Annotated in this window: 22 protein-coding genes; 4 read left to right on the top strand and 18 right to left on the bottom strand. The window is 53.9% G+C overall.

Annotation, left to right across the window (positions count from 1 at the left end; genetic code table 11):
- Nucleotides 1-19: 19 nt before the first annotated feature.
- From NBH16_RS03330 to NBH16_RS03245, 18 genes are all read right to left on the bottom strand, one after another.
- A complete protein-coding gene (locus NBH16_RS03330) occupies nt 20-547 on the bottom strand; it encodes a glycoside hydrolase family protein (protein WP_004291526.1) in 528 nt (175 codons plus the stop codon).
- Nucleotides 544-1,047, bottom strand: a complete 504-nt coding sequence (locus NBH16_RS03325; protein WP_004291525.1) for a DUF3872 domain-containing protein — start codon at nt 1,045-1,047, stop codon at nt 544-546. The genes NBH16_RS03330 and NBH16_RS03325 overlap by 4 nt, the downstream gene beginning before the upstream one ends.
- Entirely contained in the window at nt 1,044-1,946 is a 903-nt protein-coding gene (locus tag NBH16_RS03320; protein WP_004291524.1) for a DUF8464 domain-containing protein, read from the bottom strand. Before NBH16_RS03320 ends, NBH16_RS03325 begins: the two co-directional genes overlap by 4 nt.
- Nucleotides 1,947-1,953: 7 nt before the next feature.
- On the bottom strand, nt 1,954-2,529 hold the full coding sequence (locus tag NBH16_RS03315) for a conjugal transfer protein TraO (protein WP_004291523.1): 576 nt from the start codon (nt 2,527-2,529) through the stop codon (nt 1,954-1,956).
- Nucleotides 2,530-2,531: 2 nt separating this feature from the next.
- Nucleotides 2,532-3,518 (bottom strand): conjugative transposon protein TraN, encoded by a 987-nt coding sequence (gene traN / locus NBH16_RS03310; protein WP_004291522.1) that lies wholly within the window; start codon nt 3,516-3,518, stop codon nt 2,532-2,534.
- A 34-nt stretch (nt 3,519-3,552) separates the two neighbouring features.
- On the bottom strand, nt 3,553-4,905 hold the full coding sequence (gene traM, locus NBH16_RS03305) for a conjugative transposon protein TraM (RefSeq protein ID WP_004291521.1): 1,353 nt from the start codon (nt 4,903-4,905) through the stop codon (nt 3,553-3,555).
- Nucleotides 4,886-5,173 (bottom strand): TraL conjugative transposon family protein, encoded by a 288-nt coding sequence (locus tag NBH16_RS03300; RefSeq protein ID WP_018697145.1) that lies wholly within the window; start codon nt 5,171-5,173, stop codon nt 4,886-4,888. The genes traM and NBH16_RS03300 overlap by 20 nt, the downstream gene beginning before the upstream one ends.
- A 27-nt stretch (nt 5,174-5,200) precedes the next feature.
- Nucleotides 5,201-5,824, bottom strand: a complete 624-nt coding sequence (gene traK / locus NBH16_RS03295; protein WP_004291519.1) for a conjugative transposon protein TraK — start codon at nt 5,822-5,824, stop codon at nt 5,201-5,203.
- A gap of 31 nt (nt 5,825-5,855) precedes the next feature.
- A complete protein-coding gene (gene traJ / locus NBH16_RS03290; RefSeq protein ID WP_004291518.1) occupies nt 5,856-6,860 on the bottom strand; it encodes a conjugative transposon protein TraJ in 1,005 nt (334 codons plus the stop codon).
- Nucleotides 6,861-6,869: 9 nt separating this feature from the next.
- Complete coding sequence (locus NBH16_RS03285) at nt 6,870-7,493, bottom strand: DUF4141 domain-containing protein (protein WP_250700339.1); 624 nt, start codon at nt 7,491-7,493, stop codon at nt 6,870-6,872.
- Between the two features lie 23 nt (nt 7,494-7,516).
- Nucleotides 7,517-7,897 carry a DUF3876 domain-containing protein gene (locus NBH16_RS03280; RefSeq protein ID WP_004291516.1) on the bottom strand — a complete coding sequence of 127 codons (381 nt, stop codon included), beginning with the start codon at nt 7,895-7,897 and terminating at the stop codon, nt 7,517-7,519.
- A 40-nt stretch (nt 7,898-7,937) separates the two neighbouring features.
- Nucleotides 7,938-10,442 carry a TraG family conjugative transposon ATPase gene (locus NBH16_RS03275; protein ID WP_004291515.1) on the bottom strand — a complete coding sequence of 835 codons (2,505 nt, stop codon included), beginning with the start codon at nt 10,440-10,442 and terminating at the stop codon, nt 7,938-7,940.
- On the bottom strand, nt 10,439-10,771 hold the full coding sequence (locus tag NBH16_RS03270) for a DUF4133 domain-containing protein (protein WP_004291514.1): 333 nt from the start codon (nt 10,769-10,771) through the stop codon (nt 10,439-10,441). Before NBH16_RS03270 ends, NBH16_RS03275 begins: the two co-directional genes overlap by 4 nt.
- A 10-nt stretch (nt 10,772-10,781) precedes the next feature.
- Complete coding sequence (locus tag NBH16_RS03265) at nt 10,782-11,099, bottom strand: DUF4134 domain-containing protein (RefSeq protein WP_002560983.1); 318 nt, start codon at nt 11,097-11,099, stop codon at nt 10,782-10,784.
- A gap of 201 nt (nt 11,100-11,300) precedes the next feature.
- Nucleotides 11,301-12,029 (bottom strand): hypothetical protein, encoded by a 729-nt coding sequence (locus NBH16_RS03260; RefSeq protein WP_004304280.1) that lies wholly within the window; start codon nt 12,027-12,029, stop codon nt 11,301-11,303.
- Nucleotides 12,030-12,045: 16 nt separating this feature from the next.
- Nucleotides 12,046-12,399 (bottom strand): DUF3408 domain-containing protein, encoded by a 354-nt coding sequence (locus tag NBH16_RS03255; RefSeq protein ID WP_004291505.1) that lies wholly within the window; start codon nt 12,397-12,399, stop codon nt 12,046-12,048.
- Nucleotides 12,400-12,401: 2 nt separating this feature from the next.
- Nucleotides 12,402-12,842 (bottom strand): DUF3408 domain-containing protein, encoded by a 441-nt coding sequence (locus NBH16_RS03250; RefSeq protein ID WP_004291503.1) that lies wholly within the window; start codon nt 12,840-12,842, stop codon nt 12,402-12,404.
- 2 nt (nt 12,843-12,844) lie between these two features.
- On the bottom strand, nt 12,845-13,771 hold the full coding sequence (locus NBH16_RS03245; protein ID WP_005783105.1) for a ParA family protein: 927 nt from the start codon (nt 13,769-13,771) through the stop codon (nt 12,845-12,847).
- Between NBH16_RS03245 and NBH16_RS03240 the strand changes: the two genes are divergently transcribed.
- The 4 genes from NBH16_RS03240 (at nt 13,770) to mobC (ending at nt 18,019) form a co-directional block, all read left to right on the top strand.
- The gene (locus NBH16_RS03240) at nt 13,770-13,934 is read left to right on the top strand and encodes a hypothetical protein (RefSeq protein WP_196029218.1); all 165 of its coding nucleotides are present in this window, start codon (nt 13,770-13,772) and stop codon (nt 13,932-13,934) included. The two genes, NBH16_RS03245 and NBH16_RS03240, sit on opposite strands and share 2 nt — an antisense overlap.
- A 381-nt stretch (nt 13,935-14,315) precedes the next feature.
- Nucleotides 14,316-14,744 carry a conjugal transfer protein MobA gene (mobA, locus tag NBH16_RS03235; RefSeq protein ID WP_004291488.1) on the top strand — a complete coding sequence of 143 codons (429 nt, stop codon included), beginning with the start codon at nt 14,316-14,318 and terminating at the stop codon, nt 14,742-14,744.
- Complete coding sequence (mobB, locus tag NBH16_RS03230) at nt 14,723-15,970, top strand: conjugal transfer protein MobB (RefSeq protein WP_004291483.1); 1,248 nt, start codon at nt 14,723-14,725, stop codon at nt 15,968-15,970. Before mobA ends, mobB begins: the two co-directional genes overlap by 22 nt.
- 30 nt (nt 15,971-16,000) lie before the next feature.
- Nucleotides 16,001-18,019, top strand: a complete 2,019-nt coding sequence (gene mobC, locus NBH16_RS03225; protein WP_004291482.1) for a conjugal transfer protein MobC — start codon at nt 16,001-16,003, stop codon at nt 18,017-18,019.
- Nucleotides 18,020-18,110: the final 91 nt, after the last annotated feature.

The following is an 18,110-nucleotide window of genomic DNA, read 5'->3' as shown; positions in this document are numbered from 1 at the left end:
GCCAGTTTTGTCAGTCCTTTTATGGGATATACAACAGCGCAAACTCCGCCTTTCTCCGTTTGAGCAGCATGGCGTGGCGTTTTCCTTTGTAGTTGCAGAAGGCTATATACTCACGGTAGATGTTCCTGTCACCAGCTTCCAGCTTCTTGATTAAGGTGCTTTTGGGGATTGTTTTGCTGCCTAACAGCTTCGCCGGTCCCACATTGTAAGCTAACGTGCCAAGCAAAATCGAATCAACCCCGAATTTACGGAACATGGCGACAAATTTGCGCAGGTCTTTCCGCAAAAGTTCATCCGCATCCCGTTTTGTCATGGTTCGTGCCGAATACTTCTCGTTTGGCAAAAGTTTGTGACCCCAACCGACGTATGGGTAGTGTTTTTCTGAGTGCCAGCCTTCAAAGTAGCGGCAGCATAAAAAAGCACGTTCCATAAGCGGCAGTCGGTAGATTGCCGCCTGCCCGTCCGTTCCCTCTTGGCGGCTGATCTGCGCGGACACAGAACAGACCGTCAGAAGTGAACAGAGCATTGTCATGAATACACGCATCATTTCAACAAGGGGCTGAAGTTGCCGATGGGAACGATGGTAAGATCGTCGTCCTTTACATTCCTGTTGTTGAAGTCAAATTCCAGTTCGTAGGAGTTGCTAAAGTTATCCTCCACCACCACGATGAAATTATGCGCCTCATCACCCGCCGCCGTGTAGTACAGGCGGAATTTTTCGTTCTCCAGCAGGTAGCGGTCGTTAGGCAGGAAGGTGATGCCGTTATCCATTTTGAGCGAGCCTTCCCCCTCGAACTGGAAATAGCGGATGGTATAGAGCGTACCCGAAAAGTCGCCCTCCTTTTTCAGTTCACAGCGGATTTCCACTGTCTGCCCCTTTACTACCTTGTTCGGCACGGGCATGACCTCCACCGTGAAGGGATAGGACTGCTGGATGTCCATGTCATCGTCACATGACACGAGGGTGAATGACATGGCGGCTATCAGGCATAACGCCACTGCCTTGAATATTGATGTTCTCTTGTTTCTGTTGTTCAGTATGTTCATTGTTCTTCGATTTTTAGATGGTTGTTTTTCTGTTTTTTCGTTGTCAGTTGCAGGTACTCGTTCAAGTCCTTGCAACCGTCATAGAGGGAGGAACGGTCGGTGACACGTTCCCCGTATCGCATGGTAAGTGCGGCAAGCGTCCGCCGTCCGGCTTCGTCACGGTCGAGGAAGCAGCCGATGCGCCCGTATCCGTCCAGCAATCCCGCCGCCTTCTCCACGTTGGCGACTGAGTTCAGCACAAGACAGTCAGCGTTACCGGTTACACCAAGCGTCACGGCAGAGAGAAAGTCCATGAAGCCCTCGAACACGAGGCACTCGTCAGCCGGGATGTCATTCGCCTTTACCAGTGATACAGACTTCGGAGGTATGCAACCCTTGAAATATCGGCTTCTGACTTCATAGCCACCTGCCATGTTCGGAAAGCCAACGGCAAAATACCGTTTCCCACGCACACCGTAGTTCAAGCGGCAGCAGTGACGGGATGCGATGGCGTAAGGGATGCCCCGTTCCTCTAAATACTCCGTCAGCAGTGAGCGGAGCAGCGGAGCGACCTCCACATCCTCAAAAACGGATTCGGTCGGCTTCGAGAGATAGACGGGCTTTTCCCATCCGGCAACCGTCATATTGGCGGCTTCCGCTATGAACTTCGCTTGCTTCATGAAGTCATCGCTTTGCAGAAACTCCCCGGCAAGCGTGAAGATGTCGCCGCCCTTGCCCAAACCGAAGTCGTACCAGAGCTGTTTCGCCACGTTCACACGGAAAGAGGATGTGCGCTCGCCCCTGTACGGGGCAAGATACCACAGCTCGTTACCGCTCCTTCTGACAGGCTCATGCCCCAGCCGTGCGAGAAAATCCGCAAGCGGCATCCTTCTGACAGCATCTATTTCCGTCCTTTCCATGCCCGTGTCAGTTGATGATGAACTTGATACCGACCCCGAACTGCGTGTGGAACTTCCGTGTGTCGCCACCCCAAAGGCAACGCTCCCGCAGGTTGGCAAGCAGGGCGATACGGTCTGCCACGTAACACTCCACATCGAGCGTCAGCGCACCGCCGTAGATGAAGGCGTCCCGGTCGTGCAGCGTGGAGCCGTCATGCAGCACCTTCTTCCCCCAATTTACCGCCTCATATCCGGCGAGAGCCGAAGCCCCGGCATAGACGAAAACAATCTTTCGGGCGTCCGACAGTATCTTGAAGTAATAGCCGCCCTCCGCCGTGAACTGCGCCACGGGTATCTTGGTGTCCTTGTAGGGATTGTTCTTCAACAGGTATTCGCCACCGAACACCCACTTGTTCCCCTTCTTCGTGTAGGTGGAGAGAGCCGCCCCGAAGCTGTACCCGCCGTCCTTGCCGCCGAGATTGAAGCCGTCCGCCATGTCCGCCCTCACCTCGATGCCCTGCATCTTCGGCAGACACCGCTGGGCGTGCGCCTGCCCTGTAAAAAGGGCAAGCGACGCGATGATTATTGCGATGTACTTTCTCATGGTCAGCGTACTTGAAGTTCGTTGATGGTACCCGCGCGTACCAAATCCTCGTTCTCAATCACGAAGGACTGGTGACGGCCGCCGTTCTTCTCGTTCAATTCCACCACGAGGCACTTGTCATCGGGGATGGTGAACTTCGCCATCGTGAAGACCGTGCGCTCGCTCTTTTTGCCCGGCACGAGGGTGGCGTAGTTCTGCGCGCGGAGCGGCAGAATAATCTGCTCCTGCACGGCAGTACGCTTCGCAACCTTCTTGTCCACGATTTTCCAAGTGATGTAGTCCACATCGAAAGGCACGTTGCTCTGGTTCTTTATCTCCGTGTGGAAATAAAGCAAGCCGTTGTGCGTGTAGATGCCTTTCAACAGGTATTGGATGCCGAAACGCTTGCAGCCGATATGCTTCACCTCGCGCTTGTTCTGTTTGTGGATGGACTTCATGATAAGGCGCACCAGCATCGGGCTTTCGCTGCCCAGCTCTTTCAGATAGATTTCCTGCGCGTTGTTCGGGCGGTTCACCGTGCTGCCGTCATGGATGAAGTCGCACATCTCCACGTTGAGCAACAGCGGTTCGGCGGCGTACTTCACGTTGAAGGTGTAGAAACTGCCGTCCTCCGTGATGACGGACATATTCGTTTCGTTGGGAAAATTCCTTACGGTAGCCTTCACACGGATGATGTTCTCCGCTCCGTCGGCTTTCCCGGCAATCAGGTCGGGCGAGCCTAAATCGACATAGCGCACCTCCGCCGGAAAAATGACGTGGACGGTCTTGTCGTAGGTCACTTCCAGACCGTGCGGCGGTATCATGCGGTCGAAGGTCAGCTTGCGTGACAGCCCGTGATATAGGTCGCCGTCCGCCTCCTTCTGCGGATAGACCTCCTTCGTCAAGGTCGGTTGTTCACTTCCGTTGGTCGTTTCAACGGTTACATTCTCCTGCGCGTTGGCAGTTATGATGCCCATAGCGAGGGCAAACATGATGATTACTTTTCTCATTACTTTTGGATTTTAGTGGTAATTTTTATTGTTTTCAATATTTTTCTTGGTAAAGCATGACCCTGTACCCGGCTTTCAGATGCACCTTGACGGTTCGCATCTTTTTGGCGATGTACTGGCTCGTGCCTTGTATCAGCCCCTTGCCCAAGTCGGAGGCGAGCTGCGCCCCGGCATTGGTGGAGATGTTGATGCTGCTTCCCAGCGAGCCGCCCATGTTGGCGGCGACCTCCCGGACGGCGTTCATCTCCATCGAGTTCGGGATGAAGATGCCGGGCTGTCCGTCCGTGTCATAGACCGCAAGCTCCACGGGGATAATCGTGCCGTCGTATTCCAGCGAGGTAATCTCGATGTCGAGCCGCTCACCCTGTATCTTGCCCGTGCCGACCACCACCGCACCCCGGGGTATTGTCCTGCCTGCCACCGCCATAGGCTCCAGCAGGCGCAGCCTTACCGTCTGCCCGTCCGTCACGCTCTGCGCCCCATGCACGCACGCCGGTATGGTGTTCCTGTCCAATACCTCCGCCGTGCCGACAGCCGTGTTGAAACCCCGGTTGCGTTCCTGCGATAAGGCGGCGACAAACTCCGCGTTACTCATAGGCTGTGAGAGTGAAGAAACTACTTGATGCTCCACCTGTCTGATAGGCATTGCCTTGTTCTTCTTCCCTTTCTGCACGGTAGTTGGCTCTGCCCTCTGTTCCGCCGATGGCTGTCCTCCGTTCTGACCGCCCATGTACTTTGCCGCCAGCTCGTAGGACTTCTCCATAAGAGCCACCTGCTCGTCCATAGAGGAAGCCTTGCCCCTCTCGCTTTCCAGTTCCGACTCCAGCGATGCGATGCGCTCCAACAATTCGTCCATCTCCGCATTGTCGTTTTTCGGCTGGTCGTAGAAGTTTCCGAGCGTGGCGTTCAGGTCACGGTAGGCGGCTGCGGAGGACTGGATGGTCTGCGGCGTGGCTGGCTTTGCCCTTTCTTCCTTGCCGCCCGGATTGGCGAGGTCGAAGTCCACTCCGTTCTCCGTTCCCGCTATCTCGCGGTCGAACATGTCGCCCAGCTGCCCGATGGCACGGTTGCGGCTCTCCTGACGCTCTTCCATCTCCCCATGCTCGTAGGCTTTCAGCTTGTCGCCGATAATCTGCCGGTTCGCCTTGTCAGCGTCGGGCATCTCGGTGTTGTATCCGTCCGTTCCCGGCGGTTGCTCCTTGCCGGAGGACGGGGCGAATATCAGCCACATCGCCCCGATGAACACCAACACCATAGCGGGCAGCACGATCATCTTCTGCCGTTTCAGCCGTTGCGCCTCTGTCAGCGGTTCGCGCTCCTTTTTCGGTTTCCCCGTTTCGGGAGCAGCTTTGTTCTCTTTCGTCGGTTCATTCTTTGTCTGTTCCATATAAATAAGGTGTTAAGTGATTGCCTGTTTCCGCCGGGGTCGGCAGTTCCACCCGTCCGGCGTGTCCCGTTTCCATATGTGAGCCGTCGTTCCTGCCGATGTCATAGACGGCTCTGCCGAAGGTGTAAAGGGCAAGCACCGCGAAGGCGGCGAACATCCCCAGCACGATGCGGCGGCGTGTTTCCGGCGGCAAGCCGTCCAGATACCCTTTGAGACTTGCCGCCAAGCGTTTCCGTTTGTCGTGGAGTTTCCAATACATGCCCCACATTGATTTTCTGATACTTTTCATGTCCTGTTACCGTTTGATAGTCTGTAAATCCTTGTTCTCAATGATGGTGAAACCCTCGATGGTAAAACCGTTCGGGTTGTCATCCGACCGCGATGCGTTCAGCAGGCGGCAGGTGGTCACGAGGCTGCGCTCGGTGACGTTGCTCTGCCGGATGATTTTCTGTGTGGCGTAGGTCACGGCACGGTAGGGATAGGCGTTGAAGTCGCACACCACGCTGTCCACCTTCAGCACTTGGTTGATGTTCCCGGCGATGATGCGGTTGTAGTACCCCTTCTCCGCGAAGTCCGAATAATAGTGGTACACGCTCTTGTCCGCCAGCAGCAAGGCACGTTTCACGTTGTGTTCAATCGCGCTTTTTTCAGGTGATAGCGTGAAGAACATCTCGTGGAAACGGCGCACATGTTCCCGTGCCTCCGCCGGGCGGTTCTGCGACAAATCCTGAGACAAGGCGAGCATCAGGCTCTTGCCGTTGTCCAGCACATAGATTTTCTCCCGTTGCTTCTCTGCGAAACGGTAGGAGTTCCACACGCTCCACACCGTCACCACGGCGCACAGCGAGAGGAAGACGATACCGAACAGGCGTATCTGCCTGAACGACGATTCGATGTTTCTAAGTGATTTGAATTCCATTTATATTTTCCAATTTATGATTGCACATTGATTATTTCAGCAATTTGCCGACACGTCCGACTGCGTTTCCTGCGGCTGCACCCGCCACGCTGCCCGCCATGCTTCCGGCTCGTCCCGCCATCTGGTTCACGTTGCGACCGTAACCGCCCATGCCTCCGGCTTGGATAATCCAGCCCGCAACGGTGGGAATGGTAAAGTAGCCGATGATGCCGATGCAGAGGAATACGATATACACCCCGTCGCTCGAATCCAGCGAGAAGTTCGGGTCTGCCTGCATCCGCTCGATGTCGTTTTGCAGCATCAGAACCTGTATCTTCGCCAGTATGGTGCTGAACATGTCCGATACCGGTAGCCACAGATAGACCTGTATATAGCGGCATATCCACTGCGTGAGCGTGTTTTGGAAACCGTCCCATACCGACAGGGCGAAGGCTATCGGACCGAGAATCGCCAGCACCACGAGAAAGAAGGTGCGGACGGTGTCTATCACGAGGGCGGCGGCTTGGAACAGCAGTTCGAGTATCTCGCGGAAGAAGTCGCGGATGCTCTTCTTCATGTTGTACATTCCCCGGTCGATATACATTCCCGCCATCGTCACCATGTCGGAGGGCGACCAGCCGAGTTCCTCCAGTTGCTTGTCAAATTCCTCGTTGGACACGAGGTAGGCGGTTTCGGGGTTGCGTACCATCGCCTCGTATTCCAGTTTGTCCTTCTGCTCCCGGTATCGGTTCATGTCCAGCGTTTCCGCCTCCAGCATCTTTGCCGTGCCCTGTACGACGGGTGAGAGGATGCTGTTTATCGTGCCCAGCACCACAGTCGGGAAGAACATGATGCACAGACCGATGGCAAAAGGACGGAGCATCGGGAATACGTCTATCGGTTCAGCTCTCGCCAGCGACTGCCATACCCGGTAGGCGACGTAGAACAGCGCACCCAGCCCGGCGATGCCTTTCGCCACACCAGCCATGTCCCCACACAGCGGCATCATCTGCTCATAAAGTGAACGTAAAATCTGATGAAGGTTGTCGAACTTCATAGGCTACCATTATCTTTCGTTCATGTTCCCGTACAGCCCCATGATGCGGTCGAGGTCGTTCTTCTTTTTCGCACGCAGGTAACTCACGGAGATGTTCTTGTTCGTGTAGTAGCTCACGAGGTTGCGGTAACGCTTCATCTTCGAGTGGCAGCGTTCCACCACGTCCATGCGCTCCTTGTCGGTCATGGAGAGCGTGGTGATGTTCACCACGTTCCTGAGTTCCGTCAACACTTCGTTGCTTTCCTCCAGCAGTTTCGTGTAGCCGAAAGCGATTGCGGAAAGCTCTTCGGGTCTGAAATTCCCGTCACGGAGCATCCGTTGGAAACTGTTCACATAGATGTCTGTGATGTCGCCCACCATCAGGATGGTCTGCTGCACCTTGCGGGCGTCCTTGACCAGATTGTTCACCGATTTGAGGGCATCGTAATACTTCTTGCCCTGCTGATAGATTTTCACCGTCTCCTGAAAGTTGCTCACCATGTTCGTGGCGGTCTTGGAGGTATGGATGATGTTTTTGGAGGCATTGATGATGCCCTGCGCTAGATTGCCCGGATCGCTTACGACCCACTGTGCGCTTGCCCTGCCCGCGAAAAGCAGGCACAGGCAGATAATCATTGTTATTCTTGTTCTCATGTTACTTTGGATTTTAGTGGTTGTTATTCTTCGGTCGGATGTCCCGGCTGCGGCTTCACCCGCACATAGTCCCCGTTTGGCGAGAAAGTCAGCACATCCGTGGCCTCGTTGTAGGACACGTCGATGCGGAAGCCGGTGTTCATGAACAGGTTGCCGTTCTCCTCCTGCAAGAGATAGGTTTCCGGCTTGAGCTTGCGGCGCAGACCGCTACGACGGAACACCGTCACTTTGTAGGCTTCGCCCTCCTTGTAGATAAGCACGTCAGGTTTTCCCTCCACGCTCTCCCAGTTCCCGCACAGCATGTCGCGGCGGTTGTCGGCCACGTCGCAGGATTGCAGCATCATGACCGCCAATCCGATAAGGCACTTGCTGACTTGCAGCATTTTCACTTTTGGTAAATTCATACGCGTTTTTCTTTTTTGGTTGATACATTCTGTTTTTTAGTTATTCCTTGTTTCTCCGCCTTTCGGCAAGCTGCCGGATGGCGGCTTCGATGTCGTCGCCCAGCTTCTCCGCCAGACGGTAAACCTCCACTTTTTCCGTTTCCTCGGTGGTGTACGCCAGATACTCTTCCGCGCTGACCTCCGTGGCATAGACCGCCGACTGCGTGCCGCCCAAGCCTATCCACACCTCCTTGTAGAGCCGTGAAGGGTTGTTCGCCATGTTGATGGAGAGTATCTGCGACTTCTCCTTTTCCGTCAGTCCGAGCAACGCCTGTATCTGGTCGAACTTGTTCATATATTTCCTTTGGTCAAGCAGGATTTTACAATCCGAGTTGTTGATAATGCTCTCTTTGACCACCGGAGAACTGATAATGTCGTCCACCTCCTGCGTCACCACGATTGCCTCGCCGTAATATTTTCTGACCGTCTTATACATATAGCGCAGATATTCAGCCATGTTCGCCGATGAGAGGGCCTTCCAAGCCTCTTCCACGATAAGCTGTTTCCGCACGCCTTTCAGCCGCCGCATCTTGTTGATGAAGGCTTCCATGATGATGATGGTCACGACGGGGAACAGTTCGCGGTTTTCTTTAATCGAATCTATCTCGAAGACGATGAACCGCTTGCCGAGCAGGTCGATGTTCTCCGTGGAGTTGAGCAGGAAATCGTAACGCCCGCCCCGGTAATACTGCCGCATGGTGGTGAGCATGTTGTCGATGTTGAAGTCGGACTTCTCCACCTTGATGTCACGCTGTGCCAGTTCCTTGCGGTAGTCGTCACGCATATACTCGTAGAAGGTGTTGAACGACGGCACGATGCTACGGTCGGATTGGATGCGCTCAATATAGGCACTCACGGCACTGCCCAGCTCGCCGCTCTCCGTCTTTGTCACCTTGTCGTCCTCCGACTTCCAGAGCGTCAGCAACAGGGTCTTGATGCTGTCCTTCTTCTCCACGTCGAAGATGTAATCGTCGGTGTAGAACGGGTTGAAGCTGATGGGCTTATCTTCCGTGTAGGTGAAATACACACCGTCCGCTCCGCCTGTCTTGCGTCGGATCATGCCGCACAAGCCCTGATAGGAGTTTCCCGTGTCCACCAATACCACATGTGCGCCTTGCTCATAATATTGGCGCACGAGGTGGTTCATGAAGAAAGACTTGCCGCTGCCCGAAGGACCCAGCACGAACTTGTTGCGGTTGGTCGTGATACCTCGCTTCATGGGCAGGTCGGAGATGTCAAGGTGCAGCGGTTTTCCCGTGAGCCTGTCCACCATCTTGATGCCGAAGGGCGAGAGCGAGCTGCGGTAGTTGGTTTCCTCTGTGAACAGGCACACCGCCTGTTCGATGAAGGTGTGGAAACTCTCTTCCGCCGGGAAGTCCGCCGCATTGCCGGGTATCGCCGCCCAGTAGAGTGTCGGGCAGTCGATGGTGTTGTGGCGCGGCACGCATTCCATGCTTGCCAACTGGCTGCCCACGTCGTTCTTGATATGCTTCAGTTCCTCCGCATCGTCGCTCCACGCCATGACGTTGAAGTGTGCCCGTACCGAGGTCAGTCCGTAGGAATGGGCTTCGTTCAGGTATTGGTCTATCCACTCGCGGTTGATGCTGTTGCTCCTTGAATAGCGAGATAGCGACTGCATGTTACGGGCGGACTTCTCGAACTTCTGCAAGGTTTCCTCACTGTTGTCTATCAGCACATACTGGTTGTAGATATGGTTGCAGGAGAGCAGAAGCCCCACCGGGGAGGCGAATGACAGTCGGCAGTCACTCCGGTCGGTGGAGAGCTTCTCGTAACGGGTGTCGGTAGCCACCTTGCCCGGCAGGTCTTCCGCGTCGGAGAGGGTGTGCAGACACAGGCGGTTGTCGCCGATGCGCATCTCCCTTGCCGAAAGCTCGATGTCCTGCAAGGTGGTGTCACCTTCCGGCATGAGCGAGAAGTAGCGTTCAATAAGTCCCGTCTTTCCCTCAGTACCCACAATCTCATCGGTGGAGAGGCGGCGCAGCCTGACAAGCCCGCTGTCGTTCATGATGCGCTCGAACTGTTCGCAGGCTTCCAAGAACTTGGTCGTGGTTTCCCTGTCCAGCTCCTTCGGGATGATATGTCCCCGGCACAGCGTGCTGAAATTGCTCTGCATCCGGTTACGCTCCTTTGTTGTCTTGGTCAGGTAGAGGTAGCAGGTGTGTTTCAGGTACGGACGCTCGTTGAAGTGACGCTCGAAAGAGCGGCTTAAAAAGCTCATGTCGTCCTTCTGAAGCTCCGGTTTGTAGCGTTCCTTGATGAACCAGTCCTGTTTGTGGACGACGGAGTAGTCCGGCAGCACCTTGATAGCCTTGCACCAGCAACTGTGTATCGCCTCGTACTCCGCACCCGTCACGGTGTAAAGTTCCGGTAGTTCCACCTCGAAAGCCACCGTGATGTCGGCGTCCTTTGAGATGATGCAGCCATGCTCCACCGCTAAAAGTGGGAACCTGTTTTCCAGTGTTGTCATTTTCGATGTATTCCTCATTGTCTTTCTTCCTTTCGTTGTCGTTTGAACAGACGGGTTATCCGCCGCCGGTTGATAAGGTATCGGGGATGGCTCCGTGCCGCTCCTAATTTCATCAGCCCGTGTTCACCGTACCGGGCGTTCAGCGCGAAGGTCTGCCATACAAGGAGGGAGGACGATGCCGCGCCGAAGCCGATACATATCCACTGGTCGATACCGACCATGTAGAGGATGACGAACAGGACGAAGAGAGCCAGCAGACCTCCGCAGAAGATGAAGAGGTACTGTGCCTTCAAGCCCTTGAACTCTACCGGACGGCCGATACCCTTGTTGATTGGGTATTCAGCCATACATTATTTATTAAAGGAAGAATGAGCGCAGGATGGTGGCGGCAACAATCAGGAAGATGCACGCGCCGAACCACGAGGCGGCTGTCTTGCTGGTGTCGGGGTCGCCCGATGAAAACTTGCCGTACACTTTTACGCCCCCGATAAGCCCGACGACTGCACCGATGGCGTATATCAGTTTAGTTCCGGGGTCGAAATAAGAACTCACCATAGAGGTGGCTTCGTTGATGCCCGCGATGCCGTTTCCCTGCGCGAAAGCGGAGGCGGTTGCGGCGATGACAAGTGCCGCGGAGAGGATTGCTTTTCTGTTTTTCAAGATGTTCTTGTTCATAAACTGTTCTTGTTTTTTGCCGTCAAAAGGGTGGATGGTCCTTTGTCGGGCGGTTGATACTTTGTTTCTTTACTTTGGTTTTAGTGGATGCCCGTTTGTTTCCACGGACGTGGGCGTGTCCGTTGCGGATGGGGATGCGCCTTGCGTTTCCTCGCCGCGTGGGTTGATGTCATTCTTTCATGTTCATTTCTTTTATTGTTGTCATACATAGTTGCGAATGTCGAACTCCTCGATGTTGTCCGGCACGACGAACTCCTTTTCAGATTTCTTCAGCCGAATCTCGATAAGCCCCTTGATGCGGATGCCTATCTCCGAAGAGCCTTCCATCATTTTCTCGTACAACTCCGTGCCCTCCATGTCGGTGAACACCTTAGCCGCCTTTTCACGTTCCGCCTGTGTCGCGTCCGGGTTTTTGGCGGTCTTGCAGGCGTCGTCAATCTCGTCAAAGCTGCTGCCCGAAGCCCGTGGCGTGTCCGAGGCGTCCTCTTCCGGTTCGTCGTCCCCGTATCCCAGTTCCTCCGGCGGTATGCTCGTGAAGGTCTCATCGAGTTTTTCCTCCGGGACTTGTGCCGGGCGGGATGCGTTTCCCGTTTTTCCGTCGTCAAAAGTAGCCTCTTCCTCCGACAGCTCAATGCCTTTTTCAATAGTGGCGGCTTCTTGCGTCGGTATGGCAGCGGTTGTCCGGGTGGATGCCATCCTGAAACGGCTCTTGCCGATGATGTCCGCCTTTTCCGCAGGGACTTCCTCGTGTGCCGCTATGCGTTTAGCCTCATTCCCGTCCAGTGACCGCCATAATCCGACAATGCCCTTGAAGAAGCGGACAATCCGCGTGTCCATGATGCGCTCGTAAAGGAGCAGGAACAGGAACCAGAGGTTGCAGCCGACCGATACCGCCAGCAGAATGTCTGTCATGCTGATTGTGTAATTCATATCCTTCCGTTTTTGGTTAGAATACTGAATTGTAATTTCGGGCATAAAGGCTCTTTATCGCATCTTCGCACTGGTTGAAGTGGTGCGTCAGCACATGGTCGATGTAAGCGGACAGCGTAAGCCGGTCATGCCCGATTACACGGGTGATACGCATGATACGCTCGTGGTACTCCGGGCGCACATACGCCATCTTCCCCTCACGTGCCTTTACTTCCGGGTCGCGGATGAACAGGCGTTCATAGTCCTTCTCACTGCATTTGCCGCTTACCGGGACAGGCGACAGTATTTCCACACTCGCCTGCACTTGGGTAAACATACCTCCGCAGTCTTGCTGTGGTCTTTTTTCATTCGGTGTCATTTCTTTTTCCATTTTCAAATCAGATCTTCACGTTGTTTCTTGTACAGTTCGTTGATTCTCTCCTTGTGCTGTTCCAGATGCTGGCGCAGCACGGTATCCACATATCCGCCTACTGAGATTTCCCCTCCGGCGATGTCGTTCACGATTCTGAGGATCTTGCCGTGGACGTCACGGCTGATATAGACACATTGGCGGGTCTTTATCTCGTTGCGGCGCAGGAATAGCTCGTTGTAGTCCTCGTCCTGCCTTTTCCGGCGTCCACTTTCCCTCTGCGCTTTTTCCCGTGTTACGGGTTGCACAGGAGATGGTTCCGGTGCGGCGGTGTCCTCTTCGGTCGGTGCAGCTGCGGGTACTTCCTGTGCGGGGCGCAGTGTCCCGTCCTGTGTGCGCCGCCCGATGGAGGCTAACAGCAGTTCCTCGTCGATGCCTTCCGTGTTCACTTTCCTGCTGCCCATGCTCACTGCGGTCTGATGATGTCGCTTATCTCTTCGGAAAACTCCCGGATGCCACTCCCTTTCAGCAGTGCCGTGTCCATCGGGAAGATGGTGGAGCGGAAAACGCTCTTGCGCTCTTCCGAAAGGTCACGGCGGAACTTCTTGCTGTCGGGCAAGCGGGTGGAAAGTACCGGAAAGCCCATTTCGGCTATCACTTCCTCGTAGATGCCGTACAAGTCGTTCCTCTCCCTGCCGTCCACCATCGTCCAGAACAGATGCAGCCCCTTTGTTTTCGCCTGTCCGGTAGTCATCAGCCTGTCGCGGAACATCGTGACGAATTTCAGGGTACTCTCCACGACAAAGCGGTCGGCACTCAGCGGAGTGAAAATGTAGTCCATCTGCGAGAGCGTCTTTATCACGCCGTTGCTTCGGAGTGTGCCGGGCATGTCGAAGAACACCACGTCGGGTTTCACGTCCTCAGTGGCAATCATCCTCTCGGCATCGTCGAGGGCGTTCACCGCATTGCTTTTGACGATGGTGTAGGCGTTCTTTTTGATCCGGCGGAAATGGTCGCAAGCGAGAGCCTTGAAGTAGGTGCTGCTGTCGATAAGCCCCATTTCGTGTTCGCGCAGCCCGTGGATGCTGTGCTGCGGGTCGTCGCAGTCCACGACGGCGACATTGTAGCCTTTCACGTTGTGCAGGTAGCTGGCGGCAAGTGCCGTGACAGTGGATTTGCCGATGCCACCTTTCTGTGTTGCGAATGCAACGAAGATTTCCTTACTCATAGTTCCATTTATTTTAATTGTTGATGATTTGTTTTTCTGTTTCCATACGGATTTGGCTGTCGCACCATCCGCTTCCGTGACTACACACGCAGGCGGGTCGTCGCGTATCCGGTTCTGTGGTGAAGCGGTGCGTCGGACAAATGGTGATTGACGACATTGCGTCATGAAGTCATTGAATCCATACGTCACCGAATTGTCGGAGAACCGGGTTTCCGACGGTTCGGGTATCCGTTTCGGCAAGTATCCGAAGAAGCGGATTTCCGGGTATTTGAATGTTCCGTTTATCATATCTTCAAATCGTTCGTTTCTTGAATCATGCTGCAAATAAACAAGTATATTTTGGAACCTGTATCACTTCTCCGGCAAGTGGCGGCACGTTGCGCCGGTTGGCAGTCATTGACCGGGTCAAGCATCTGTCCGATACCGCTTTAAGGGCGTAACTTTGCACCCGGACAGCAGGGTTCGCCGATGACGCGCGGCCCGGAGTCCTGAAAGGTATTTTCCCAATCCGTCCCCTGACGGATTTTTATGTTCACCTGAACATAGCAAGATGTCTTTTCAGCCGCTCAAAATATTTTGAGCAGCCACGAAAAGCACTTGCCCTTGCAGGGGGCGGGCTTTCCCTCCGAAGTCGGGAAGCCTTTCAGAACTGCGGTGCTGTAATCCGAAGCGGCGGCTTATGCCGTCAATCCGCTAAATCCAAAGTAATATGAAAGAGAAAAGGAAAAGCAAATCAGGGAGAAATCCCAAACTTGATCCGGCGGTGTACCGGTACACCGTCCGTTTCAACGAGGAGGAACACAACCGTTTCCTCGCCATGTTCGGAAAATCGGGTGTCTATGCACGGTCTGTTTTCCTCAAAGCGCACTTCTTCGGGCAACCGTTCAAGGTGCTGAAGGTGGACAAGACGTTGGTGGACTATTACACCAAACTGTCGGATTTTCATGCACAATTCCGTGCCGTGGGTACGAATTACAACCAAGTCGTGAAGGAACTGAGGCTGCATTTTTCAGAGAAAAAGGCGATGGCGTTGCTCTACAAATTAGAGCAACACACCGTCGAACTCGTGAAACTGAGCCGCCGGATTGTGGAACTTTCAAGGGAAATGGAGGCAAAATGGTCGCAAAAATCAGTGTAGGAAGTTCGTTGTACGGCGCGATTGCCTACAACGGGGAGAAGATTAACGAGGCGCAGGGGCGGCTTCTCACCACCAACCGCATCTACAATGACGGTTCGGGAACGGTGGACATAGGCAAGGCGATGGAGGGTTTTCTCACCTTCCTGCCACCGCAGATGAAGATCGAGAAGCCGGTGGTGCATATCTCTCTCAACCCGCACCCGGAGGATGTGCTGACCGATATTGAGTTGCAGAATATCGCCCGCGAGTATCTGGAAAAACTCGGTTTCGGAAACCAGCCTTATCTTGTATTCAAGCACGAGGACATCGACCGCCACCACCTGCACATCGTGACGGTCAACGTGGACGAGAACGGGAAAAGGCTCAACCGGGATTTTCTCTACCGCCGCAGCGACCGTATCCGCAGGGAACTGGAACAGAAGTACGGATTGCATCCGGCAGAACGTAAAAATCAGAGATTGGATAATCCGTTGCGCAAGGTGGCCGCATCGGCAGGTGATGTGAAGAAGCAGGTAGGCAACACCGTGAAGGCTCTGAATGGGCAGTACCGTTTCCAGACGATGGGCGAATACCGTGCGCTCCTTTCCTTATATAATATGACGGTGGAGGAAGCGAGGGGCAACGTGCGCGGACGGGAGTATCACGGGCTGGTCTATTCCGTCACGGACGACAAGGGTAACAAGGTGGGCAACCCGTTCAAATCCTCGCTTTTCGGGAAGTCCGCAGGCTATGAAGCCGTACAGAAGAAGTTTGTCCGTTCCAAATCGGAAATCAAGGATAGGAAACTGGCAGACATGACGAAACGCACCGTCCTTTCCGTGCTGCAAGGCACTTATGACAAGGACAAATTTGTATCCCAACTCAAAGAGAAGGGCATCGACACCGTACTGCGCTACACAGAGGAAGGGCGCATCTATGGGGCTACCTTCATCGACCACCGCACGGGATGCGTGCTGAACGGTTCGCGCATGGGTAAGGAGCTTTCGGCGAATGCCTTGCAGGAACACTTCACCCTGCCATACGCCGGACAACCGCCGATACCGCTATCCATCCCTGTGGATGCTGCGGACAAGGCACACGGGCAGACCGCCTACGACAGTGAAGATATATCGGGCGGTATGGGCTTGCTCACTCCCGAAGGTCCGGCGGTAGATGCCGAGGAAGAGGCTTTCATCCGGGCGATGAAGCGCAAAAAGAAGAAAAAACGCAAGGGCTTGGGTATGTAATCAGAGTATCAACAATTAAAAAATCAATGTATGTCACAACAAGAAGACGATTTGAGGGCATTGGCGAAAATCATGGATTTTCTGCGTGCCGTGAGTATCATTTTAGTGGTCATGAACGTGTACTGGTTCTGCTACGAAGCCATCCGGCTGTGGGGCGTGAACATCGGCGTGGTGGACAAAATCCTTCTGAACTTCGACCGCACGGCGGGGCTGTTCCATTCCATTCTCTACACGAAGCTGTTTTCCGTCCTTTTGCTTGCCTTGTCCTGTCTGGGTACGAAGGGTGTCAAGGGTGAGAAAATCACTTGGGGGAGAATCTGGACAGCATTTGCCGTCGGGTTCGTGCTGTTTTTCCTGAACTGGTGGTTGCTGCCCCTGCCGCTGCCGCTTGAAGCGGTGACGGGACTGTATGTCCTTACCATTGGAACGGGCTATGTCTGCCTGTTGATGGGTGGTCTGTGGATGAGCCGCCTGTTGAAACACAATTTGATGGAGGATGTTTTCAACAACGAGAACGAGAGTTTCATGCAGGAAACGAGGCTTATCGAAAGCGAGTATTCGGTCAATCTGCCGACACGTTTCTATTACAGGAAACGCTGGAACAACGGTTGGATCAATGTAGTTAATCCCTTCCGTGCGTCCATCGTGTTGGGTACGCCGGGCAGCGGCAAGTCCTATGCCGTGGTAAACAATTTTATCAAGCAACAGATTGAAAAGGGCTTTAGTCAATACATCTACGATTTCAAGTATCCCGACCTATCTACTATTGCCTACAACCATTTGCTGAACCACCCGGACGGCTACAAGGTAAAGCCGAAGTTCTATGTGATCAACTTCGACGACCCGCGACGCTCTCATCGGTGCAATCCCATTCACCCGGATTTTATGGAAGATATTACGGATGCCTATGAGAGTGCCTACACAATAATGCTCAACCTCAATAAAACGTGGGTGCAAAAGCAGGGCGACTTCTTCGTGGAGTCACCTATCATTCTGTTTGCCAGTATTATCTGGTATCTCAAAATCTATCAGAACGGGAAGTTTTGCACGTTTCCCCATGCTATCGAGTTTCTGAACCGCCGTTACGAGGATATATTTCCGATACTGACCTCTTATCCGGAGCTGGAGAACTACCTTTCGCCGTTCATGGATGCGTGGCTTGGAGGGGCTGCGGAGCAGCTCATGGGTCAGATAGCGTCGGCAAAAATCCCGCTTTCGAGGATGATTTCACCGCAGCTCTACTGGGTGATGTCAGACAGCGAGTTTACGCTGGACATCAACAATCCCGAAGAGCCGAAAATCCTCTGCGTGGGTAACAATCCCGACCGTCAGAATATCTACGGTGCGGCACTCGGTCTGTATAATTCCCGTATCGTGAAGCTCATCAACAAGAAGGGGATGCTGAAGTCATCGGTCATCATCGACGAGTTGCCCACAATATACTTCAAAGGGTTGGACAATCTTATAGCTACCGCCCGAAGCAACAAGGTTGCCGTGTGTCTGGGCTTTCAGGATTTCAGCCAGTTAGTGCGTGACTACGGGGACAAAGAGGCGAAAGTGGTGATGAACACTGTCGGCAATATTTTCTCCGGTCAGGTGGTGGGGGAAACAGCCAAGACGCTCTCCGAGCGGTTCGGTAAGGTGTTGCAGAAACGGCAGTCCATCTCCATCAACCGGCAGGATGTTTCCACCTCCATCAACACGCAGATGGACGCGCTCATTCCACCGAGTAAGATTTCCGGGCTTACGCAGGGAATGTTTGTCGGTTCTGTATCCGACAACTTCAACGAGCGTATCGAGCAGAAGATTTTTCATTGCGAGATTGTGGTGGATGCCGAAAAGGTGAAACGGGAAGAAAGTGCCTACAAGAAAATTCCCGTCATTACAAACTTCACGGACGAGGACGGCAACGACCGCATGAAGGAAACGGTGCAGGCGAACTACCGGCGCATCAAGGAAGAGGTGAAGCAGATTGTGCAGGAGGAACTGGAGCGTATCAAAAACGATCCGGTGCTGTGTAAACTGCTACCAGATAATGAGACTGTCTAACAAGTCCCCAAAATTGAAAATTATCCCTATCGAAGTTTGAAGTGACCCCCAAAAGTTGGATACAATTTTTTTGGGGGGCACTTCAGTTCTG

This window comes from Parabacteroides sp. Y3-G-102, assembly GCF_023656845.1.
GTDB lineage: Bacteria > Bacteroidota > Bacteroidia > Bacteroidales > Tannerellaceae > Parabacteroides > Parabacteroides distasonis.
Note: the sequence above shows the minus strand (reverse complement) of the source record. Positions and strands in the feature narration are given on the sequence as shown.